The following is a 21,687-nucleotide window of genomic DNA, read 5'->3' as shown; positions in this document are numbered from 1 at the left end:
CACTTACAGCACCGGTTTCACCTGCGGCGGCTGGATCGTCACGTAGGGCGTGCCGTTGTCGTCGCACGTCGAGACGATCCGCACGGCCTTCACCGGGCGCGTTGGCCGCAGCGTGACGCTTCCCATTTCCAGATCGCCCGCCCGCTCGAACCGTACGCCGTCGTACGACACTTCGGCGTAACCCGTCGTCACGATCGTCTTCGGCAGCTGGCGGTTTCCCGTCTGCAAATACATTTCGCGGCACGTCACCGGCTCGCTGAACGTGTAAAGTATCCAATCCTGCTGCCGGCAGGCGCGGCGCGTGCGCGAAAGACCCTTGTAGGTCTCGGCGTTGGCATAGGGGAACTTCCCGCTCTCGCCCATCGAGGTCGTGATCGCCACGGCGGGCGTAAGGGTCCGCCAGCGGGACTTGTCGGCCACGTAGGGGCTGCGGGCGGTCCCGTAACGCGAATAGAAGCGGTAGAGGTGCGGTTTTCCGGTGCGGACCGGAGCCGTATAGCGGTGCTCCTCCGGAGAGCCGTCCATAAGGTAGTAAATCGCCGAGCCGTCGTCCGCAGCGGCGGTGAACGCGCCGTCCTTGTAGCCGGCCTTCGGCGGGAACAGCCGGAACCGGATGCCCATGGCCGCCATCCGGTCGTAATGTTTTCCTTTCAGCTCTTCGTAATAGGCGTCCCACCCTTCGGCGTTGCCGCTCCAGGCGATGCGTGCGAGGGCGCAGACGCGCGGAAAAAGCATGTAGTCGAGGTAATCGGGCTTTTCCGGCTCGTGTGAGACGTAGGCTTCGCTGAAAAACGCCCCCTGCAACCCCTCGACATTGCGCATCTGTTCGGGGCTGAACTCCGTGAGGCCGAAGCCGTAGACCTTTTTGGCGTCGAAGATCGCCGCCCAGTCGTGCCCGTCCTCGCGCGGCGACTGGCGCATGTCGAAATAGAAGTACTGGCCCGGCATCACGACGGTGCGGTAACCCTTCGCCGTGGCGTCGAGGCAGGCCTTGACGCTCTCCCAGCCGTGCACGCGGCACTCCCGGGTGAAGGCCCCCGTTCGCACCGCCTCGTTCCACACCGCGGGCCGTTTGCCGTGCGAACGGAGGATTGCGGCCATGCGCTCCATGAAGAGGTCCTCCAGCCGGTGCGGGTCGGTCATCCCCTCCCGCTTCATCAGCGCCCGGCAGTCGGGACACCGCTCCCACTGCGACATGTCGACCTCGTCGCCGCCCACATGGATGTACTCCGAGGGGAACAGCTCGCACAGTTCGCCCAGAATGTCGCCCAGCAGCGTGTAATTCTCCTCCCGGGCCACGCACCATGCCGAACGGTAGTCGTAACCGTTGGTCGACACGGTGTCGGGCGGATAGTTGCAGCGGATTTCGGGATGCACCGAGGCGATGTTGCGGCTGTGGCCCGGCAGGTCGATCTCGGGAATGATCTCGATGTTGCGCAGGGCGGCGTAACGGATCAGTTCGCGCATCTCGCTTTGCTTGAAGTAACCGCCATATTTCTCTGACCATTTGCCGTATACGGGTCTTACGGGCGAGTCGCCGCCGCGGAAGCCGCCGATCTCGGTCAGCTCGGGGTGCGAACGGATCTCGATGCGCCACCCCTCGTCGTCCGACAGGTGAAGATGCAATTTGTTGATATTGTGGTAGGAAAACAGGTCTATATAACGCTTCACTTCATCCATTCCGATCCATGTCCGCGCCACGTCGAGCATCATTCCCCGGTAGCCGAACCGCGGCTTGTCCTCGATCCTGGCGCAGGCGATGCCGGTCCCTGGGGCGATCCCCCTGCGGGCGTAGACTTCGGGCGGCAGCAGCCGGAACAGTTGTTGCAGGCCGTTGAAAACCCCGCCGCAGGTGGAGCTTCCGATCTGAATGTGGTCGGGCGCGATGTCGAGGGTATAGGCCTCCGACGGCTCCCCGTCCGGGGCATCGAGCGTCAGCACGACGGAACCCTCTCCCGCCATGCCGTTGCGGACCTCGCACCCGAGGTATTCGGCGGCGTATTCGGCCAGGGGTGCCAGTTCGCGGTCGGCGGAGATTGTCGTTCCGGGACCGAACGTGAAGGTCCCTTCGCGGGGTGTCGTCTTTTCGGGAGCGGGTTGCGCCGCAGCGGTGCACAGGCCGCAAAGGGCTGTCGTCAAGGGGATCAGAAGTCGTAGTTTCATGCGACGGGAGGATTTTGTTTCCCGCAAAGTTACTTTTTTTCCGCCGAATGTGCTACCTTTGTCCGGGTAAAACCCCGGTTTTAGCGGGTGAACGGAGCGAATCACGGACAAACGCGCTTCTGCGCCCGGTGTGAAAAAACAATTTACGACTATGGAAGATAAACGCCTGAAGGCTACGGCCCGTCTTTTGGAGGTGATGAACACCCTGCGCCGCGAGTGCCCCTGGGACCGCGAGCAGACTTTCGACTCGCTGCGCAGCAACACCATCGAGGAGACTTACGAACTGGCCGACGCCATCACCGACCACAATATGGAGGGCATCAAGGAGGAGCTGGGCGACCTGCTGCTGCACGTGGTGTTCTATTCGAAACTGGGCGAGGAAGAGGGTGCGTTCGATTTCGGCGACGTGGCCGACGCGCTGTGCGACAAGCTGATCTACCGCCACCCCCACGTCTACGGCGACATCCACGTCAACACGCCCGACCAGGTCAGGGAGAACTGGGAGGCGCTGAAACTCCGCAAGAAGAACCGCAAGAGCGGCACGCTGGGCGGTGTTCCGCGCTCGCTTCCGGCGATGGTCAAGGCCTACCGCATGGGCGAAAAGGCCGCGGGAGCGGGCTTCGACTGGGAGCAGAAGGAGGATGTCTGGGACAAGGTCCGCGAGGAACTGGGCGAAGTGGAAGTCGAGATGAAATCGGGCAGCCGAACCGACCTCGAAGGCGAATTCGGCGACCTGTTTTTCGCACTGATCAACGCCTGCCGCCTCTACGGCGTGGACCCCGAATCGGCGTTGGAACGCACGAACAAGAAGTTCATCCAACGCTTCAATTACATGGAGGAACACGCTGCGGCAAAAGGACATACGCTTCACGAAATGTCGCTCGACGCGATGGAGGAGCTGTGGCAGGAAGCCAAACAGGTGTAAGACACCTGTTTTAGGGGCGATGGACGGTTATCGCGCTGGACGAGGTTTTTTACGCTACCATTTAGAATAACGAAATATGGCACTTATACGAAAAGTCCGCGGGCATGTGCCCGTGATCGGAGAAAACACCTTTCTGGCCGAAACGGCCGTCATCCTGGGCGACGTGACCATCGGCCGCGACTGCTCGATCTGGTACAACGCCGTGCTGCGCGGCGACGTGAACCGGATCGTCATCGGCGACCGCACGAACATTCAGGACGGCGTGGTGCTCCACACCATCTACGACAAGGCGAAGCACCCTTCGCAGACGATCATCGGCAACGACGTTTCGGTGGGCCACAACGCCATCATCCACGGCGCGGTGATCGGCGACAACTGCCTGATCGGCATGGGCGCCACCCTGCTGGACAACGCCCGCATCCCCTCGGGTTGCATCATCGCGGCCAATGCGCTGGTGCTCTCGAACGCGCAGCTGGAACCCGACTCGGTCTACGCGGGCGTCCCGGCCAAGAAGGTCAAGGAGGTGACTGCGGAGCAGCGCGAAGAGATCATCCGCCGCACGGCCCACGACTATATGCTGTACGCCTCCTGGTACGGCGAGCCGGAAGAATAGCCGGGTTTCCGTTCCGCCCGACGCCGCAAAGCGGCAAAATGATGTTCCCGGCCGTCGCCTGAAACCGAACAAAAACTTTCACCCATGAAACTGCAATCGAAATACGCCGATCTGGTGCTCAACCTGCTGGTTGCCGTGGCGATCAGCCTGGTGGTCAATTTCTCCTACGTGCTGCTGATGCTCGTGGACCTGAACAGCGACAGCCAGCCCCGCCCTTCCGACCAGGGAGTCATCGAGCGGTCCGACGAGGGCGTACTTTCGGTGCACCCCGACGGCTACGGATACCTGATTTACGAGAACGGCGACAGCGTCTACGTACCCACGCGGCGCATGCGGTGGCTGGGGATCTCGCCCGGCGACCGGATCGTCGCGGACCTGATGCCGCCGCGCTCGGAGAAGGCGCATCCGATGCTGGCGGAAATCCGCCGGCACAACGGCGGGGAGTTCGATTACAGCAAACTCTACAACGGGCCTTCGAAGATGACGGAACTGCTCCTGCAGCTGTTCTACTACCTCGTCGTGTCGTTCGTCATGCTTTCGATCCTCACGTCCGTCAGGCGCAACTACTCCATGTCGCGCTTCGTGCGCCGCTGCCTGTGGTGCTGCGTCGCGGCGGCCGCGCTCTACTGCGTGGCGCCCGTCACGGCGTGGCACACGGGGCGCATCGAGCTGAATTTCATGAGCGGACGGATGTTCGACTACATGCTGCTGCTCAAATGCTCGTTCGCTGTGGTGGCGTCGATGCTCTACGGGCGCATCTACGTGCTGATCTCGCAGCGTCAGGCCGTCGTCGTCGAGAACGAGCGGCTCAAGAACGAAAACCTCACCACACGTTACAACATGCTCGTCGGGCAGATCAACCCCCATTTCTTTTTCAACTCGCTCAATTCGCTGGCGATGCTCGTGCGCGAGAAGCACGACCAGAAGGCCCTGACCTACATCGACCAGCTTTCGTACACGTTCCGCTACATCATCCAGAACGGCCAGAGCATGCTGATGACGCTCGACGAGGAGCTGAAATTCCTGGAGGCTTACAGCTACCTTTTCAAGATACGCTACGCCGACAAACTCTTTTTCGATATCGACGTCGATGAGAAATACCTCGGGTGGAAACTCCCGGCCTTCTCGCTGCAACCGCTCATCGACAACGCCGTCAAGCACAATTCGATCACCCGCACCAAGCCGTTCCACATCTCGGTCCGCACCGAAGAGGGCCTGCTCGTGGTGTCGAACCCCAAGGTCCCCAAGCTCGAACCCGAACCTTCGACCGGCATCGGGCTGGAGAACCTGCGCAACCGCTGGCACCTGATCACGGGCCGCGACATCGAAATCGCCGACGACGGCACCACCTTCTCCGTGCGCATGCCGCTGCAAAATCCCGCCGTATGATGAAAGCCCTGATTATCGAAGACGAAACCGCCGCCGCGCGCAATCTCGCGGCGATCCTGCGGCAGACCGCACCCGACGTGGAGATCGTGGCGACGCTCGAAAGCGTCGAGGAGAGCGTCGAATGGCTCCGCTCGAACCCCCATCCCGACCTGCTGTTCATGGACATCCACCTGGCCGACGGCGATTCGTTCCGCATCTTCGACGCCGTGGAGATCACCGCCCCGGTGATCTTTACGACGGCCTATGACCAGTACGCCCTCGAAGCCTTCAAAGTCAACAGCATCGACTACCTGCTCAAGCCGCTCAACGCCTCCGACGTGGGCCGCGCGCTGGCCAAGCTGCACCGCCTCACGTCGGTCGAGCGCAGCGACTACGGCTCGCGGGTCCGCACGCTGGCCGCCAGCCGCCGCGAGGATGTTTTCCTGGTCCACGTGCGCGACAAAATCATCCCGCTGCACCGCGACAGGATCGCCTACTGCTATACGTCGAACGAGAAGGTCACGGCCTACGGTTTCGACGGCGCGGCCTACCCGCTGGACAAGACCCTCGAAGCGTTGCAGGGCCTGCTTCCCGAGGCCGAATTCTTCCGGGCCAACCGTCAGTTCATCGTCGCGCGGCAGGCCGTGAAGGAGATCGCCGTGTGGTTCGGGAGCCGTCTCACGCTGCACCTCACAGTTGAAACTCCCGAGCGGATCGTCATTTCCAAAGCCCGCGTTCCCGAATTCAAGGCGTGGCTGAAGTCGCTTCACCCTGTCGAATAGGCGGTTGACCCCGCCGTTCTGCCGTTTCACCCGGGGCCTGGCTCCGGGTTTTCGTTTTGGCGTTACCTTTGCATCAGGAACTCCGGAAAACCGGATTGCCGGAAAACAAAAAGTGATCCACAACCAAATTCGAAAAATTATGAAAAAGAGGATTTTTGCAGTTGCCGCAGCCCTCTGCCTGATGGCGGGAACGGGCGCTTTCGCACAGGAGGCCAAGCCGGCCGCCGCTCCCAAGGAGCGCCCGACCGTGGAACAGATGGCCCAGCGCATGACCGAACGCATGCAGAAGGAGCTGAAGCTCACCGACGCGCAGGCCAAGGAGGTTTATAACCTGAATTTCCAGCAGATCAAGGAGATGCAGGCCATGCGCGAAAAGATGCAGGAGGCTCGCAAGGCCGAGGCCGAGAAGATGAAGTCGATCCTGACGACCGAGCAGTTCGTGCAGTGGTCGCAGATGCAGGCTCCGCGTCCCGGCGAGCGCGGCCCGCAGATGATGCACAAGGGTGACCGTCGCGGAGGCGGTAAGGAATGCTGTGACAAGCCCTGTCCGAAGAAGGACAAGAAGGGAAAGGAGTGAGGTTAGGTCTCTCTGCGGCTTGTTACGGCCGGGGCGTCGGTTTTGGTCGACTGACGCCCTTTTTTTGCCGATTCGCCCCGCGGCGGGCATAAAATAGCCGCAAAAAGGTTAACTTCGCGCCCGCCTAAACAACGGGATTTATGGGCGCATGGAACGCAACATCGCTATCGAACCGGTTCTACGTTCGCTTAAGGCGCGGGATTCCGGTTCGAGTTGCCCCGAGAAAGAGAACACACAAACAGAAGATATGAAACGAATACTACTGACTACCCTGCTGACATTTTTTGCCGCCGCGGCATTCGCCCAAAGGGGCGGCGTCACAGCCACGGTCGTCGACGCCGACACCGGGGAGAGCGTCGCCGGAGCGGTGCTGACACTCTCGCCCGTGAAAACCCCGGAAAAGAAACAGTATTTCACCTCGGCTTTCAAGGGCGCGGTGTCGATTCCGTCGCTCGCCTACGGCGAATATTCGCTTTCGGTGGCTTTCCTGGGCTACAACAACCTCGACACGACCTTTCGGGTCTCGGCTTCGAAGGTCAGCCTCGGACTGCTGAAACTCAAACCGGGCGTGCAGATCGAAACGGTCGTCAAGGAGGCCAAGGCGCTGCGCACCTCGCAGAAAGGCGACACGGTGAGCTACAATGCCGGGGCGTTCAAGGTCGTGGCCGACGCCGATGTCGAAGGGCTGCTGAAGAAGATGCCCGGCATCACCGTCACCGACGGTACGGTCGAGGCGCAGGGCGAGACGGTCAAGAAGGTCTTCGTCGACGGCAAGGAGTTCTTCGGCGAGGATGTCACCACGGCCATCAAGTCGCTTCCGGCCGAGGCCGTCGACCGCGTGGAGGTCTACAACAAGCTCTCCGACGCGGCCGAATTTTCGGGCATGGACGACGGTGAGGGCTACAAGGCGCTCAATATCGTCACCCGTCCGGGCATGCGGCAGGGCCAGTTCGGCAAGCTCTATGCCGGATTCGGCTACGACGCCGACACCAAGACCGAAGACAAGTTCAAATACATCGCCGGCGGCAATGCCAACGTGTTCAGCGGCGACAGTCGCATTTCATTCATCGGCCTGTTCAACAACGTCAACCAGCAGAATTTCTCGTTCGAGGACATTCTGGGCGTCTCGGGCGGCGGTGGCGGACGTCGCGGCGGCATGGGCAATTACATGGTGCGTCCGCAGAGCGGCGTGGCGTCGGTCAACGCCATCGGCGTCAACTACTCCGATACGTGGGGCAAGCGCAACCAGGTGACGTTCCAGGGCAGCTATTTCTTCAACAACACCAACACCGAGAACCGATCGACGGTGGAGAAATGGTACGAGGCTCCGATGATCCCCGATACGCTGTCGACCAACGGCTATTCCGATACGAAGGGCTACAACCACCGGTTCAACGCCCGTCTGGAGTGGAAGATCTCCGAGAACCAGAACCTGATGATCCGCCCGCGTTTCAGCTACCAGTCCAACGACCCGTGGAGCCGCACGACCGGATGGCAGTACGGCGCCCCCGCCGACGGCGGCAGCGGTTACAGCCGCACGGACAACTTCAGCGACGCCCTGCGCCACGGCTACAACGTGGGGGCGAGCGCCGTCTACCGGGCCAAGCTGGGCAAGAACGGCCGCACGATCACCCTCGACGGATCGTTCAGCTATTCGGACAACACGAACAATTCCAACTCGTGGTCGAACATCCTCGCAACCCGGCCCGACCGGCCGGCGGTCGACCCGGAGACCGGCGTCTGGGATCCGGCGAACTACACCGAACTGCGTTACCTGCGCAATCTGGCGCCGTCGTCGTCGTACAGCCTGCGGGGCAGCTTCACCTACACCGAGCCGGTGGCCAAATACGCGCAGGTGAGCTTCCAGTACCGTGCGTCGTACAACTCGCAGGAGCGCGACAAGCGTTCCTATATCACGGGCGACGATTTCTCGATCGCGGGACTTGCTCCCGACCGCTCGCTGTCGAACTCCTACGAGAGCGGCTACCTGACGCAGAGCGTAGGCCCCGGCTTCCGCTTTTCGAAAGAGCGCAACACGTTCGTGGCCAATGTCTACTACCAGCGTTCGGCCCTCGACGGACAGATCGTGCGCGACGATGCCGAGAAGATCAAGCACGCCTACGACAACGTGACCTATTTCATGATGGGCCAGCTGAACATCAACCGTGAGAACTCGCTGCGGCTCTTCGTCTCGTCCTACACCGACAGCCCGTCGATCACCGACCTGCAAAGCGTTTACGACGTATCGGACGCCCAGAACATCAGCCACGGTAACCCCAACTTGAAACCGACCTATTCGCACCGGGTGAATTTCCACTACACCAACTCCAACGTCGAAAAGGGCCGGACCTTCATGTGGATGTTCTCGATGAACACGACGCTGGATTACACGGCCCAGCATCTGGTGCAAAGACCCGGCGACATCACCATCGACGGACAGGCCTATTCGCCCAATTTCTACTCGACGACCGAAAATCTCGACGGTTATTGGCAGTTGCGGACCCACCTGAGCTACGGCCTGCCGATCGGGTTCCTCAAGTCGAATTTCAACGTCATGGCGGGCGTCATCTACACCAAGACCCCCAGCATGCTGGGCGGCGCGGTGGACGCGGCGACGGGTATGATTTCGGGCGGCGAGCGCAACGACACCAAGAACATGGGTTACGACTTCCGGGCCGTGCTGGGCAGCAACATTTCGGAGAATGTCGACTTCACCCTCTCGTGGAACGGCACCTACAACGAGGCGACCAACTCGCTGAACACCGACAAGTCGAAGAACCGCTATTTCAACCACTCGGCGCAGGGCAACCTGAAGGTGGTCTTCCCGCTGGGCTTCACCTTCACGGCGAGCGCGGCCTACACGCAGTACATCGGCTTTACGAACGATTACTCGGAGGATTACCTCCTGTGCAACGTCTGGCTGGGTAAAAAGGTCTTCAGGAACAAGCGCGGCGAAGTGATGGTCGGCGTCAATGACCTTTTCAACCAGAACCGGGCCTTCTCCCGCTCGACGGGTTCGGGTTACACGCAGAACTCCACCAACAGCGTCATCGGCCGCTACTACATGGTGCAGTTCAACTACAACCTGCGCCGCTTCGGCAAAAAGGGTTCGCGCAATATGAAGGATTACGACGGCGTCGAGTCCTCCTCCGGTTCCCGCCGCATGGGTCCCGGCGGTCCGGGCGGACCTCCTCCGGGCGGTTTCCACGGACCGCAGTAACGGACCCCGCGAAACGATTTTGAACAGGTTGACGAGATCATTCCCGTCAACCTGTTTTTTTCAGGCCTCCGACGACAGAAATAGAATTTTTATAAATCGTATATTTTATTTTAAAATTTTCAATAAAATACTTGTATATACTGAAAATTTTGACAATATTTGTATGTAATTGTATCTCCGCATGATGGCCTTTCGCGGTTGTTTTCCGCCAAATCGCTCTGGGCGAACAACATACGTGCTAACAGATTAAATGATGATGCCATGGAGAAAACAAGTACAATGAAACAGGCAAGGAGCTCCGTATTGGTTGCCCTTGCTTTGATCTGCGCCGTTTCGTGCGCAAAAATCGACGACGGATCATCCGCTGTCGCACCGGAACAGCCCGTTCAGCCTACCGTGCTCTTGCCGACGCGCAGTTACAAAGAGGCCCTTTCCCTTGCCCGGAAGAGCATCGCCCTTGTCGACCGGGGCCAAACCCGCTCGGCCACTGCCCGTTCGATCCGCAGCGAACGCGGCCAATGCGTCACTACCCCGTCTACGCGCAGCGGCGTCGAGACCGACACGCTGATGTATGTTTTCAATTTCGAGGGTGACGACGGCTTTTCGATCATTGCCGCCAACCGCGCCGTCGATCCCGTGCTGGCTGTCGCCGAGAAGGGGAACTACACCTACGGCGAGCCGACCGGCGTGGAGAATTTCGATTTCTATATGGACGTCATGGCGCAAAGTCTGGCTGTGATAAAGCCGCCGAAGTTCGACACAATACGCACTACGCCTAAATTCAAGACGGTGGAGGTCAATGAATCCCGGTCCTGCGAGCCGCTTATTCCGGTTAATTGGGGGCAGGGGTTTCCCTATGGAGACTATTGCAGCAATAAGACATCAGGCTGCGTGGCGACAGCCATTGCGCAGATTATGGCCTATTACCGTTTCCCGCCTTCTTTCACGACGACCTACACCGATGCTCCGCATGCGGGCGAAACGATCGCTTTGGACTGGAATTATCTGATAAACTATTCATACGGATACCAAATATCCGCATTGTTGCGTGAAATCGGAGAAAGAGTAGATATGGACTATACTGCGCCAAATAGTAGCAGTGCTTCATCAAACAATGTCCCGAATTGTATGAAATCTTTTGGATATGTCTGTTTTAATGGGCTTGTAAACTATTTTAATGGGTCAGTCCAAGGCGCGTTGGACAAAGAGCGTCCAGTATATGTCGATGGACGGAATGCGGCAAACACAAGAGATGGACATGCTTGGGTTGCTGACGGATATAAATATTCACGGATTGGAACGGAATATTACGAAGAAAGGCTGATAAAAGACGGATTACGCCCAGCACATTACGAATATGTGCTGATAAGTTCCGATGTTGAAACTACCAATATGATACATTTTAATTGGGGAGCCTATGGAATGTTCAATGGTTATTATACCCCAATGAGCAGTTATACTGTTAATGGTACTACATTTAATGGAATTAAAATGATAGATTCAATTTGGTTATATAGATCTGCAAACTCAAAATAAAGCAATTATGAAAAAGATTATTATTATTTTAGTTCTGTCGTCGGCGCTGCTGTCGGCATGCGAAGGTGATCCCGAGATTGTTCCGCGAACACCGACGGAGACGAAAATCCAGGAACTTATGGTCGGTTACGACGGCAAAATAGATATGGCTGCATTTGTAGCTGATGCACAGCAAGGGGTTTGGATGATCGATGAGTATGATATGATTTATACCAATGGAGAGGTCCTTAATGGACAGGATCTTTCAGGGGGTGCTTTCCTTGACAATATGATGCTTTTTCCTGACGGTAGCTGTCACACATATATATGGCTTGGATATATTCTCGGACCAACCGTATATCTCGAATCGCAATGGAGCGTCAGCGACCAGTCGAAGAATACGCTTTCCCTTTACAGTCCCCGGATCGAGGCAGAGGCAAAAACGGCAAATTTCGACCAGTATGCCGCCCGGACGACGCTCGAACTGCTCTATTATAAGGACGGTGTGTTCGTAATGAAAGGCTTGCAACCGTTCGGATCTTGGGGCGGGAAGACTTCGAAAGGTATTTATGAGGATTATTGCCGGGTTGTCGGGCATATCGCCACAGACAAGGCGACGGTGGATAAATACCTGTCGTATATCTCCTACGAGCAGTATAAAGCGGAGAATCCCGATAGATTTTAGACAGCTGCCATGAAAAAGTTGATAACAATTTTAGTTCTGTCGTCGGCGATGCTGTCGGCATGCGACAGTGATCCCGAGATTGTTCCGCGAACACCGACGGAGACGAAAATCCAGGAACTTATGGTCGGTTACGACGGTAAAATAGATATGGCTGCATTCATAGCGGATGCACAACGAGGCGTTTGGGTGATTGACAGTTACGATACCGCCTATACAAATGGTGAAATCAGGGACGGACGTGGATTGATGGGTGGTTCGGATATCTATAATATGATGCTTTTTTTCGAAGGTAAATGCCGTGTATTTTTTTGGCTTGATCACCTGCCAGAAGCTCCGGATGTATATAAGGAAATACAATGGAACGTCAGCGACCAATCGAAGAATACGCTTTCCCTTTACAGTCCCCGGATTGAGGAAGAGGCAAAGACCGTCAACTATGACCAGTATGCCGCCCGGACGACGCTCGAACTGCTCTATTACAAGGACGGTGTATTCGTGATGGAAGGTTTGCAACCTTTTGCGTACATGGGTGGATGGACTTCGAAGGGCGTTTATTGGGATTATTGCCGGGTTGTCGGGCATATCGCCACAGACAAGGAAACGGTGGATAAATACCTGTCGTATATCTCCTACGAGCAGTATAAAGCGGAGAATCCCGATAAGTTTTAGATCGCCACTTACTCACAAAAAAAGACGCCGGGCCGAACCCCGACGTCTTTTTTACAGATAAGAGACCGATTCCCGATTACCAATTGTTTTTATGAATTCGATCCACGGTGCGGATCTCTTTCTGTTTGGGCAGGAATGCGTTTTCCGCGGGATAGCCCATTGTGAGCAGACAAGTGAATTCGTAATCTTCGGGAGCACCCACGATTCTCTTTATCTTGCCGGCTTCGTCTCCCACAGGAATATGGAACACGGTTCCCAGACCTTCCGAAGCGGCGGCAAGCAGGATGTTCTCCAGCGCGCACCATGCCGAAGCGAAGTAGTTGAGCGAGCTCTGCTCCGCAGGTGCGAGCAATGGCCATGTCAGTTGGCGAAAGAACGGGATGACGAGCAGTCCACTCTCCATGAGCATCTTTTGCTGTTTGGGCAGTGCGTCGGCGAACATCGCCATTTTGTCCTTGTCGCCGGATTCGTCCACTTCGGAAACGAGTTTTTTGAACTTCTCCATGTTCTTTGCGAGCGGCGCAATTACCTTCGCTATGTTTTCGCGGCCGCGCACCACGACGAACTCGAACTGGCGCAGATGGTCGTTGGTCGGAGCCTTGAAAGCTGCCGACAGAATCTTTTCCAACATTTCGTCCGTGACTTCCCTGTCGGAAAAGTCGCGGATGGTTCTTCTTTTCTCCAATACTTCGTAGAAATCCATAACAATACGTTTTTAGGTGATACTTGATGTTCCTGTCTGCAAAGTTACGCCGCTTGATTGTTGCGTATTTGCCATATTGTTTTTGATATTTGTCGTATATTTGCATTCGGACCAATTCATGCCCCCACCCTCTCATGGAAGACACAGCCATCCCTTACGAACTGCCCGAAACGAAGGATCACTCGTTTTTCTTCATCGACCAACGGGTCGAAACAGGCATCGAAGCCAAACTGCACCGACACGATGCGTGGGAATTGTATTATGTCGTCCACGGGTACGGGAACAGGATGGCGGGCGATACGTTGCAGGCTTTTTCGGCGGGCGATGCGGTGCTGATCCCGCCCGGCATGCTCCACCGCTGGATCTATGCACCGGATTCGGCGGACGATGACGGGCGCGTCCGTTATCTGATGGCGGCTTTCAGCCATTCGCTGGTGGAACGGTGCATGGAGGTATTTCCCGAAGTGCGCAACCGTCTGGCGGGCGTCGTCTTCCCGACCGACGCGCTGAAATTCGGGTCCGAGAGTTCCCGGATCATCCGAAAAACACTCGCAGGGATGAACGATCTGGACGAGTTGGGACGTCTGTGTGAGATGTTCCGGCTGCTGCCCTTCATCTTCACTTCGTCCGACCGCACTTTTGCCGGCAGCCCCATGCGCATCGAGCGGGACGTGCGGCGTATGCAGCAGATATGCGCCTATGTGATGGCACACTACGTTCACGCGATCTCCCTGGACGAGATCGCCGCGGAAACAGGTATGAACCGGTCTGCGTTCTGCGCGTATTTCCGGCGATGCAAGGGAATGACTTTCTCGCAGTTTGTCACCCGGTACCGGCTGAATACGGCCTGCGAACTGTTGAAGCATTCGCAGAAACAGGTGTCGGAGATATGCTTTATGGTAGGTTTCAATGATTTGCCCCATTTCATCCGGGTTTTCAAGCGGGCCACGGGGATGTCGCCCTCCCGGTACCGGGCTCACTTTCAATAAGGTGATCGGAGCTTGAACTTCCTTCGCAGGCGGTGATAACGAATTTTCCCGGCAGGTATGATGCCCGCCGGGAAAATTCGTCATGGCTGCAAAACCGGGATCACTCTCCTCGGTTCTCCGGACCCCGTTTTTTGAACTCTCGCTGTTCGCGGCCGATCACCTGGTGAATGCCGATGCAGGCCAGTCCGCCGTATACGACCGTGAGGATGACGAGCCACTTGATTTCTGCGAAAACCTCCGGGATCGAGGCCCCCATGGTCTGTATGCGGATGAACCCGTTGACGCCGTGGCTGCTCGGGAACAGCTGTCCGAGGTTGAACAGCCAGTCGGGAATGCCCTGGCGCGGGTACGACACGCCGCTGAGCATCAGCACCGGGATCGAGGTCCACAGCAACAGCAGCAGCGAGTTTTCGCGGTAGCGGAACAGCGTCGAGACGGCGATGCCCATGGCGATGCAGGCCGCCAGGTAGGCCGCCATGAAGAGCACGACGGCTCCCGTCGCGCCGTTCATCGGGAAGTGGAACAGCCGGTAGTGCAGGCCGAGGATATAGGTGCAGGTCACAGCGTAAATCAGGGCGTAGACCAGCCCGCGACCCAGGACGATGGGCAGCGTCGACATCCGCCGCCGCCCCGCAGGGCAGAGTTTGCGGTAAAGCCCGAATTCGCGCCACGTGCCGCCGATCATGCCGATGCCGATCAGCATCGTCTGCTGGATGATGACCATGATGATCGCCGGCATGACGAACGTGCCGTAGCCCAGATAGGGATTGAACAGGTTGTGCGACTCGTAAATCACGGGCTGGGTCGTGGCCTGCGCCTGCGGGATGTTGGCCCCCTTGGCGATCAGGCGCTGGAATTCGACCATCGCTCCCGTCTTGCCGATCGAGGTCACGACCTCCTGGAAAACCTGGCGGTACATCAGGAAGTAGCTGGCGTCGGCGTAAATCGCCACGTTGGCCTGCTCTCCGCCGTAGAGTTTCTCCTCGTAATCCGACGGAATGTAGACCACGCCGTAAATCCTGCGGCCGTAGAACAGTTCCTTGGCCACCTCCATCGAGGTCGGGTTGTAGGCCACATAGGTGTTCGGTCCGGCATTGAAGGTGTCGATCAGACTGCGGCTGGTCGGCGTGCGGCATTCGTCCACCACGCCGATCGGCACGTTGCGGAGCACCTGCGATCCGTAGGCCAGCGAGTAGGCCGTGGCGTAGATGATCAGTGCGAAAATCAGAATCAGCATCACGCCCCCGTCCTTGAAGATCGTTCGGAACTCGTTGCGGATGACCGACCCGAGCTGCTTCCAGTAAGAGGCTGTTTGTTTCGTAAATCGGCTCATATCACAATCTCCCCCAGAATTTTTCCTCCGTGCACACCCTTTTCAGGCGCGGCAGGCACAGGAGCGGTAAAACGATGAACAGCGACATGTAGCAGAGGTCGGGCAGCGAGTAGACCCACGGCGTGCCGCGGAGCATCTGGTCGACGAAAATATCGGTGTAGAAGGTGAACGGGAAGATCTTGCTCACCCACTGCATCGGCTCCCACATGGCCATGATCGGGAACGTCAGTCCCGAGAAGGTGAAGGCCAGCACCGAATATCCGCCGCCGATTGAGAGCGACAGGCGCAGGTTGGCCAGCAGCGAGACGATCAGCACCGAGATCGACTGGTAGCTCAAAATAAAGAGCAGCGTGCCGATGAGGATGACCGTAAGACTGCCGTTCAGCGGCGTTCCCACGATCTTGAAGTTGATCACCAGCATCACCAGCGAGATCAGGAACATCACTGCCGTAATGGGCAGCACCTTGCCCGCGAGCGCCGCCGTGACCGAGCCGTTTCCCGTGCCGAGCCATTCGCTGGCCGTGGCGTGCTTGAGTTCCGTGCCGATGGCGAAAACGGTCACCATCACCACGAAGATCATCAGCATCATGGGCATGAAACTCGGCGAGAGGTAGTATCCGTAATTGATGTGCGGATTGAAGAGCACGTGCTTGTCGAAGCGCACGGGCATCAGCTGCGCCATGGCCTGCCGCTGCGTCAGCCCCTGTTTCATGAGCACCTGGAGCTGGATGCCGGCCGTGAAGGTAGTCACGGCGGTCTGAATGTCCTTCGACAGCAGTCCGTTGACCGTGATGTTCGTTCCCGAGACGTAGTTTTCGAGGTGGGTCTGGCTGTTGCTCAAGATATTTTTCTCGAAGAAGGCCGGAATCTGCACGATGGCCATGACCCGCCCCTCGCGCATCAGCCGCTCGCCTTCGTCCATGCCCTGAATGCCGTAGGCCACCATCGCCGTCGGGGTGTCGTCGATCATCTGCACGGCCTTGCGCGAAAGCGTCGTGTTGTCCTGGTCCAGGACGGCGATCGGGATGTTGCGGATCGCACCCTGGTTGAACAGCAGGGCGAAAAACGCGAACGACACCACGGGCAGGACGATCATCAGCACGAAATACATCGGCTGACGGGTCAGCCGGCCCATCTCGCGGCGCATCACGGCGCAGGTATTGTGCAGGAATCCGGGCATCGCTTACTTTCCGATTTGGTCCCAGTCGACGAGTACGCTCATGCCGGGGCGCATGTTCGCGGCCTCGGTGACGGCCTTGGCCTTGATGGCGAAGGTGCGGATGTCGAACCCGCCCTGCGTGCGGGTCGCCGACCATGTTGCGAAATCGGCCTGCGGGGAGATGTAGGTCACTTCGAACTCCACGTCGCTGTCCAGCGCCGGGACGTAGCCGCTCATGCGGGTTCCGATCCGAAGGCCCGGGAGCAGCGTCTCCTTCACGTTGAAGGTCACCCACATGTCGCTCATGTCGAGAATGGCGACCACCGGATAACCGCTGCCGACCAGCTCGCCCTCTTCGGCGATGATCGTCGAGATCTCGCCCGTCACGGGCGAATAGACCATCGCGTCGCTGATGTACGACTCCACCTCGCTGACGGCCCCTTCGGCCTGGCGGACACGGGCCGCGGCGGCCTCCTTGTCCTCCTTGCGGGCGCCGTCCGTCGCCATGTCGTACTGCGCCTTGGCGGCCAGCGCCGTGGCCTCCATGGCCTTGTAGTTGGCCGTGGCTTCGTCGAGCTTCTGCGCCGGAACCACTCCGTCGTTGTAGAGGTTCTGCACGCGCTCGTAGGTCTTGCGGGCCAGTTCCAGCCCGGCCTGCGCCTTCTGCCACATGTTCATCGCGGCCTCGATCTGCTGCACGCGGGCACCGGCTAGCGCCATGGCGTCCAACGCCGCGGCGGCGCTCTTCACGGCCTCGGCCTGCCGGAGCTTGGCCTCCAGTTCGGGCGTCGAGAGCGTGTAGAGGAGCTGTCCCTTCTCCACGCGGTCGCCCTGGGCCACTTTCATGTCGTCGATGCGGCCCGGAACCTTCGACGAGGCCTTGTAGGTGGTGCACTCCACCGTGCCCTGAATCAGCGTCGGGGTCCGTTTGGTGAGGTACCAGCTGATCAGTACGACCGAGAGGACGATGACCGCTGCGGCCGCCAGAATTCCGATTACGTTGCTTCGTTTCATATCTTGATGTCTATTATAATTTGCGTTCGTTCATACAGCCCGGCCGGTCATTGCCGCCCTCCCCGACTCCGCCCCGGGCGGGGTCTATGTACCGCTGTGCGGCAAAACAGGAGTTGTCGGCGGGTGATTTCGCCTCCGTGCTATTTTCTGTCGTAGAGAATTGCCTGCGCGTCGCTGCGGCGCGCATAGGACGGATATTCGTCGCTGATGCCCGCGGCCTCGAGCAGCTGGGCCAGCAGCAGGTCGTAGTTGTAGGCTGCCTGCAGACGCTCGGTGCGCACGCCCGCGAGGTTCAGCTCGGCGTCGATCAGGTCCGACGAGGAGCTCATCCCTTCGAGGAACGCGGCGTTCTTCATCCGGAGATACTCCTCGGCGAATTTCAGCGACGCGTCGATCGAGGTCATCTGGTTGCGGTAGTTCATCATTTGGTTGTAGAGTTTCTCCACCAGCACCGCGATGTCCTTCCCGGCCTTGTTCTGCAACTCGCCCACGCGGCGCACGGTCTGCTTGGCGGCCGAGTACTTGTATTCGCGGTTGAGACCGTCGAAAATCTTGATGTTGACCCCCACGCCCACGGCCCAGCGCGGTACGAGTCCCGCCACCTGGTAGTTGTAGAACGAACCGCCTCCGATGGCCGCCACCTGCGGCAGGAAATCGGCACGCTGGACCCGCACGCCCTCCTGGGCCAGTTCGCGCTTGAGCGACACCTGGCTGAGCAGCGGGTTGCGCGCCTGCGCGAGGTCCTGGTAATAGGCCAGATCCTCGACCTTCGTGAGCAGGAACATCGACGTCACCGGACGCCAGTCGCTCTCGCGGCCCAGGGTGTTCGACAGTGCGCTGGCGATGGTCTCGGCCTGCAATTTGGCATTTGCCAGCTCGCGTTCGGCCTCGGCCATCTTGAACTCCACGTAGAGGCGTTCGGTCTGGGCGATCATGCCGTTGCGTTCGAGCGCCCGGGCGTCTTCGAGGTGCTTGCGCACGCCGTCGACCACCTGCTGGCGCACCTCGACGACCTGCGTGGCGAGGGCCAGTCCGAAATAACGCTCCACGAGTTCCGAGATCAGCGCGTTACGGGTCTGGTTGCCCTGTTCGACGGCCGTCTTCTCGTTGATCCGCGCGGCGCGGTTCGCGGCGTTGATCTTGCCGCCCATCCAGATCGGGACGGTCACTTCGCCGCCCACGAAACCGAGGCTCCGGTCCTGCACCTTGAGGAACCAGTCGGCATTCATCATCGGGTTAAGAAGCCCCTGAATGCCCTGTATGATGGCCGGATCGGTGATGATGCCGCTGCCGAGGATTTTCCCCGCAAGGTCCTTGGCCGGACCTTTCATCTCGTTGAAGTCGAATCCGATGTCCTTGGCCATGTAGGCGTATGCGCCCGTGACGTTGATCTGCGGCATGCGAAGGCCGATGGCCGCGCGGCGCTGCTGCTGTGCGGCGCGCTCCTCGTAGGCCGCGGCTTTCAGCGCAGGGTTCTCCGTGAGGGTGACGGCGACCGCCTCGTCGAGCGAGAGCATCCGCCCGGCTTCCTGTGCGGACGCCGCCGCCGGAACCATCGCTGCCGCCATGAAGGCGATTTTGACAGCTATTTTCATAGTATTCATGCGTTTATTCGGCAAAGATAGATTTTCTTGCAATACTTTTTCAATCGAGAGGGTGTTTAGGACATTTTTAGGCCCTTATGGACACAAATCACGCCCGTTTCACCTCCCGAGGTGGGCGTTGGCCCGGCGCACCCCTTCGGCCAGCTCGGGATAAACCCGCACGTCGACCCCCGCCTGGCGCAGCGTCTGCGCCCCGCGGCAGCAGACGAACCGGTCGGGTTCGTACAGCGCAAAGACCGCGCGCGCGAATCCGTGGCGCAGGATCAGCTGCGTGCAGCTCTCCGGCTCGCTTTTCCGCTGCGAGCACGGCTCCATCGAGGAGTAAATCGCCGCCCCGCGCAATTCGGCGCCCGCATCGAGGGCCTTGCGGATCGCCTCCTGCTCGGCATGGTGCGTGGGCGAAGTCTCGTGGGTGTAGCCCGTGAAGGTCCTCCCGTCGGGAAGCACCACCACAGCCCCGACGCAATAGGAGGTCGGGCTGGGCACGCACCGCAGCCCTTCGGCCACCGCCCGCGCCAGGTAACGGAGGTCTTCGTCCCGGGTGTCGGGACGAAGCGTGCAGGTCGTGACCTCCATGCCGCCCAGATTTTCCCGCCGGCATGCGGCCCCCTCCGGGACCTCGAACCGGAACTGCGCGCCGCCCCGCTCCCGGCCCAGCGTCAGCCGCGGATTGACCGCCCGGCGCACCGTGTCGGCCATCCCTTCGGCGAGGAACATGCGCAGGACGGAGGCTCCCCCTTCGACCAGCAGGCGCTCCACGCCGCGCTTTTCGAGTTCGGTGACGATAAATGCGGCCGTAATTGGACCGTTGCTTGAGATAACCTCCGCAACACCTTTAAGTTCCGGAAGTTCCATCTCTGAAAACACATACCGGCGGGCGTCGCCCTCCGTGAAGAAGCGCATCGAGGGCGAGAGCCGTCCCGAGCGCGTTACGGTGACTTTCGTCAGGTCGGGGCGCATGCCCCGCGCACGGCGCTGCTCCCGCGCTGCGGCATCGCGCAGGAGCAGCGCGGGATTGTCGCGCCGCAGCGTTTCGGCTCCTGCGAGGATCGCGTCGTGCGAGGCGCGCAGGCGCAGGACCGCCTCCCAGTCTTCGGGCGTCGAGATCATCAGCCGCCGGGGGCTGTCGTCGTCCAGGTAGCCGTCGGCCGTCGTGGCGAAAGATAGTGTTATCTGCATCGTTTCAAGGTAAACAGGGTGACTTCGGGCCATGCGCCCAGTCGCATGGGATATGCAACATATCCCGTGCCGTCGTTGACATAAAGTGTGTGGCGGCCCGTATCGTAGCGTCCGCTCCAGTGTTTGTAGATCCATTTCGCGGGCGACCAGCCGCGGCCCCAGGGTCTGATTTTCAGCTGCATCGAATGCACGTGCCCCGCGAGCGTCAGGTCGCCGTAGCCGGCCTTGACGATCTGCTCCCAGAGCTGCGGGATGTGTACGAGGGTGATGTTGTAGAGCGAATCCGGAACCCCGGCGTAAGCCTTGGGAATGGCCGTGCCCGGCAGGTCGCGGTCGTGGCGGCGTTCGCGCAGCGCGGGGTCGAACGACAACCCCGTGAGCGAGATGCTGTCAGCGCCGCGCCGCAAGTAGACGGTCGTGTCCTCCAGGACGGTCCACCCCATCGCCCGCTGGCGCGCGACCACCTTGCGGGCCTCCCCGGCCGCCGGAAAACGCAGCGAATCCTTGACGTAGGTTCCCACGTCGTGGTTGCCCGTGACCGACCAGACCGGACCTGCGATCCGCCGCAGGAGCGCCGTGGTGCGTTCGTCCAGCTCCCCGGCGCGGATGTTCACCAGGTCGCCCGTGAAGAACACCGCCTCGGGGCGCAGGGCGTTCACGCTGTCGGCCAGCCGTGTCAGTTCGCGTTCGGGACGGACGAGGGTCCCGACGTGCGTGTCGGTGATCTGCACGAACCGGAAGCCGTCGAAAGCCTCGGGAATGCGGTCGGAGCAGATTTCCACCCGGTTGACGCGGATGGAGGTGCGTCCCCGGGTCGTACCCCAGATGACGAACAGCACCGACGCGCAGGCCGCTACGTAGCCCGTGCGGCGCAGGTTCACGAAGTTGAACGCATAGAACGCCAGGCGCGGCAGGACGGTGACGATCCACGCCCAGAACAGCCACATATAGAGGTGCATCAGCCCCGTGCCGTTGTCGCGGCTCAAGGCGCTTATGATCGACGAGAGGATCGGCAGGGCGTCGGTCGCGGCGGCCCATGCCACGAGTGCGCGGCGCACGGGCCGCTTCCGGCGGCGGCGACGGCGGAAATGGATGAAATCGGCGGCGATGGCCGTCAGGGAGAGAATCAACGTCAGAAAAAAGAGCATATACCTTTTATTTATATGGCGCCAAAGATACGAAAAAGTCG

General features: G+C 59.4%; 18 protein-coding genes. 10 read left to right on the top strand and 8 right to left on the bottom strand.

The features are described 5' to 3' along the window. Positions 1-3 precede the first annotated feature (3 nt). Positions 4-2,163 carry a beta-N-acetylhexosaminidase gene (locus tag ACGHP5_RS15250; RefSeq protein ID WP_390567555.1) on the bottom strand — a complete coding sequence of 720 codons (2,160 nt, stop codon included), beginning with the start codon at positions 2,161-2,163 and terminating at the stop codon, positions 4-6. 151 nt (positions 2,164-2,314) lie between these two features. Here ACGHP5_RS15250 and mazG point away from each other — a divergent pair, with 151 nt between their 5' ends. The 9 genes from mazG (at position 2,315) to ACGHP5_RS15205 (ending at position 12,517) form a co-directional block, all read left to right on the top strand. Further along, on the top strand, positions 2,315-3,088 hold the full coding sequence (mazG, locus tag ACGHP5_RS15245) for a nucleoside triphosphate pyrophosphohydrolase (RefSeq protein WP_390567553.1): 774 nt from the start codon (positions 2,315-2,317) through the stop codon (positions 3,086-3,088). Positions 3,089-3,164: 76 nt separating this feature from the next. Continuing rightward, the gene (locus ACGHP5_RS15240) at positions 3,165-3,701 is read left to right on the top strand and encodes a gamma carbonic anhydrase family protein (RefSeq protein WP_337658073.1); all 537 of its coding nucleotides are present in this window, start codon (positions 3,165-3,167) and stop codon (positions 3,699-3,701) included. Between the two features lie 84 nt (positions 3,702-3,785). Next, positions 3,786-5,090 (top strand): histidine kinase, encoded by a 1,305-nt coding sequence (locus ACGHP5_RS15235; protein ID WP_290531877.1) that lies wholly within the window; start codon positions 3,786-3,788, stop codon positions 5,088-5,090. Next, positions 5,090-5,851: a LytTR family DNA-binding domain-containing protein gene (locus ACGHP5_RS15230; protein ID WP_337658072.1), complete on the top strand. Its 762-nt coding sequence runs from the start codon at positions 5,090-5,092 to the stop codon at positions 5,849-5,851. Before ACGHP5_RS15235 ends, ACGHP5_RS15230 begins: the two co-directional genes overlap by 1 nt. A 139-nt stretch (positions 5,852-5,990) precedes the next feature. Beyond that, positions 5,991-6,428 carry a DUF4890 domain-containing protein gene (locus ACGHP5_RS15225; RefSeq protein ID WP_290531876.1) on the top strand — a complete coding sequence of 146 codons (438 nt, stop codon included), beginning with the start codon at positions 5,991-5,993 and terminating at the stop codon, positions 6,426-6,428. A gap of 247 nt (positions 6,429-6,675) precedes the next feature. Then, positions 6,676-9,648 carry an outer membrane beta-barrel protein gene (locus ACGHP5_RS15220; RefSeq protein ID WP_390567550.1) on the top strand — a complete coding sequence of 991 codons (2,973 nt, stop codon included), beginning with the start codon at positions 6,676-6,678 and terminating at the stop codon, positions 9,646-9,648. Positions 9,649-9,909: 261 nt separating this feature from the next. After that, on the top strand, positions 9,910-11,184 hold the full coding sequence (locus ACGHP5_RS15215; RefSeq protein WP_390567548.1) for a C10 family peptidase: 1,275 nt from the start codon (positions 9,910-9,912) through the stop codon (positions 11,182-11,184). Positions 11,185-11,191: 7 nt separating this feature from the next. After that, positions 11,192-11,848, top strand: coding sequence for a hypothetical protein (locus ACGHP5_RS15210; protein WP_390567546.1), 657 nt, complete (start codon positions 11,192-11,194; stop codon positions 11,846-11,848). Between the two features lie 9 nt (positions 11,849-11,857). Continuing rightward, the gene (locus tag ACGHP5_RS15205; RefSeq protein WP_390567544.1) at positions 11,858-12,517 is read left to right on the top strand and encodes a hypothetical protein; all 660 of its coding nucleotides are present in this window, start codon (positions 11,858-11,860) and stop codon (positions 12,515-12,517) included. 76 nt (positions 12,518-12,593) lie between these two features. Here the strand turns inward: ACGHP5_RS15205 and ACGHP5_RS15200 are convergent, their stop codons facing one another. Then, positions 12,594-13,220: a nitroreductase family protein gene (locus ACGHP5_RS15200; protein WP_390567542.1), complete on the bottom strand. Its 627-nt coding sequence runs from the start codon at positions 13,218-13,220 to the stop codon at positions 12,594-12,596. A 134-nt stretch (positions 13,221-13,354) separates the two neighbouring features. Here ACGHP5_RS15200 and ACGHP5_RS15195 point away from each other — a divergent pair, with 134 nt between their 5' ends. Next, complete coding sequence (locus ACGHP5_RS15195) at positions 13,355-14,209, top strand: AraC family transcriptional regulator (protein WP_290531870.1); 855 nt, start codon at positions 13,355-13,357, stop codon at positions 14,207-14,209. Between the two features lie 100 nt (positions 14,210-14,309). Here ACGHP5_RS15195 and ACGHP5_RS15190 read toward each other — a convergent pair whose 3' ends face one another. From ACGHP5_RS15190 to ACGHP5_RS15165, 6 genes are all read right to left on the bottom strand, one after another. After that, a complete protein-coding gene (locus ACGHP5_RS15190; protein ID WP_390567540.1) occupies positions 14,310-15,542 on the bottom strand; it encodes an ABC transporter permease in 1,233 nt (410 codons plus the stop codon). Position 15,543: 1 nt separating this feature from the next. Then, positions 15,544-16,722 (bottom strand): ABC transporter permease, encoded by a 1,179-nt coding sequence (locus tag ACGHP5_RS15185; RefSeq protein ID WP_290531868.1) that lies wholly within the window; start codon positions 16,720-16,722, stop codon positions 15,544-15,546. Positions 16,723-16,725: 3 nt separating this feature from the next. Further along, entirely contained in the window at positions 16,726-17,715 is a 990-nt protein-coding gene (locus ACGHP5_RS15180; protein ID WP_337657903.1) for an efflux RND transporter periplasmic adaptor subunit, read from the bottom strand. A 140-nt stretch (positions 17,716-17,855) separates the two neighbouring features. Next, positions 17,856-19,310, bottom strand: a complete 1,455-nt coding sequence (locus ACGHP5_RS15175) for a TolC family protein (protein WP_295904937.1) — start codon at positions 19,308-19,310, stop codon at positions 17,856-17,858. Between the two features lie 108 nt (positions 19,311-19,418). After that, positions 19,419-20,498 (bottom strand): dihydrofolate reductase family protein, encoded by a 1,080-nt coding sequence (locus ACGHP5_RS15170; protein ID WP_390567537.1) that lies wholly within the window; start codon positions 20,496-20,498, stop codon positions 19,419-19,421. Then, the gene (locus ACGHP5_RS15165) at positions 20,489-21,646 is read right to left on the bottom strand and encodes a metallophosphoesterase (protein ID WP_390567535.1); all 1,158 of its coding nucleotides are present in this window, start codon (positions 21,644-21,646) and stop codon (positions 20,489-20,491) included. The genes ACGHP5_RS15170 and ACGHP5_RS15165 overlap by 10 nt, the downstream gene beginning before the upstream one ends. Positions 21,647-21,687: the final 41 nt, after the last annotated feature.

The organism is Alistipes sp. i18-0019-D1 (assembly GCF_042852885.1).
Taxonomy (GTDB): domain Bacteria; phylum Bacteroidota; class Bacteroidia; order Bacteroidales; family Rikenellaceae; genus Alistipes.
Note: the sequence above shows the minus strand (reverse complement) of the source record. Positions and strands in the feature narration are given on the sequence as shown.

Coding starts and splice junctions, on each gene's coding strand:
- ACGHP5_RS15215 (WP_390567548.1), top strand. CDS start 9,910: ATGGAGAAAACAAGTACAATGAAACAGGCAAGGAGCTCCGTATTGGTT.
- ACGHP5_RS15180 (WP_337657903.1), bottom strand. CDS start 17,715: ATGAAACGAAGCAACGTAATCGGAATTCTGGCGGCCGCAGCGGTCATC.
- ACGHP5_RS15190 (WP_390567540.1), bottom strand. CDS start 15,542: ATGAGCCGATTTACGAAACAAACAGCCTCTTACTGGAAGCAGCTCGGG.
- ACGHP5_RS15230 (WP_337658072.1), top strand. CDS start 5,090: ATGAAAGCCCTGATTATCGAAGACGAAACCGCCGCCGCGCGCAATCTC.
- ACGHP5_RS15250 (WP_390567555.1), bottom strand. CDS start 2,163: ATGAAACTACGACTTCTGATCCCCTTGACGACAGCCCTTTGCGGCCTG.
- ACGHP5_RS15205 (WP_390567544.1), top strand. CDS start 11,858: ATGAAAAAGTTGATAACAATTTTAGTTCTGTCGTCGGCGATGCTGTCG.
- ACGHP5_RS15210 (WP_390567546.1), top strand. CDS start 11,192: ATGAAAAAGATTATTATTATTTTAGTTCTGTCGTCGGCGCTGCTGTCG.
- ACGHP5_RS15200 (WP_390567542.1), bottom strand. CDS start 13,220: ATGGATTTCTACGAAGTATTGGAGAAAAGAAGAACCATCCGCGACTTT.
- ACGHP5_RS15240 (WP_337658073.1), top strand. CDS start 3,165: ATGGCACTTATACGAAAAGTCCGCGGGCATGTGCCCGTGATCGGAGAA.
- ACGHP5_RS15220 (WP_390567550.1), top strand. CDS start 6,676: ATGAAACGAATACTACTGACTACCCTGCTGACATTTTTTGCCGCCGCG.
- ACGHP5_RS15235 (WP_290531877.1), top strand. CDS start 3,786: ATGAAACTGCAATCGAAATACGCCGATCTGGTGCTCAACCTGCTGGTT.
- ACGHP5_RS15165 (WP_390567535.1), bottom strand. CDS start 21,646: ATGCTCTTTTTTCTGACGTTGATTCTCTCCCTGACGGCCATCGCCGCC.
- ACGHP5_RS15170 (WP_390567537.1), bottom strand. CDS start 20,498: ATGCAGATAACACTATCTTTCGCCACGACGGCCGACGGCTACCTGGAC.
- ACGHP5_RS15225 (WP_290531876.1), top strand. CDS start 5,991: ATGAAAAAGAGGATTTTTGCAGTTGCCGCAGCCCTCTGCCTGATGGCG.
- ACGHP5_RS15195 (WP_290531870.1), top strand. CDS start 13,355: ATGGAAGACACAGCCATCCCTTACGAACTGCCCGAAACGAAGGATCAC.
- ACGHP5_RS15175 (WP_295904937.1), bottom strand. CDS start 19,310: ATGAAAATAGCTGTCAAAATCGCCTTCATGGCGGCAGCGATGGTTCCG.
- ACGHP5_RS15185 (WP_290531868.1), bottom strand. CDS start 16,722: ATGCCCGGATTCCTGCACAATACCTGCGCCGTGATGCGCCGCGAGATG.
- mazG (WP_390567553.1), top strand. CDS start 2,315: ATGGAAGATAAACGCCTGAAGGCTACGGCCCGTCTTTTGGAGGTGATG.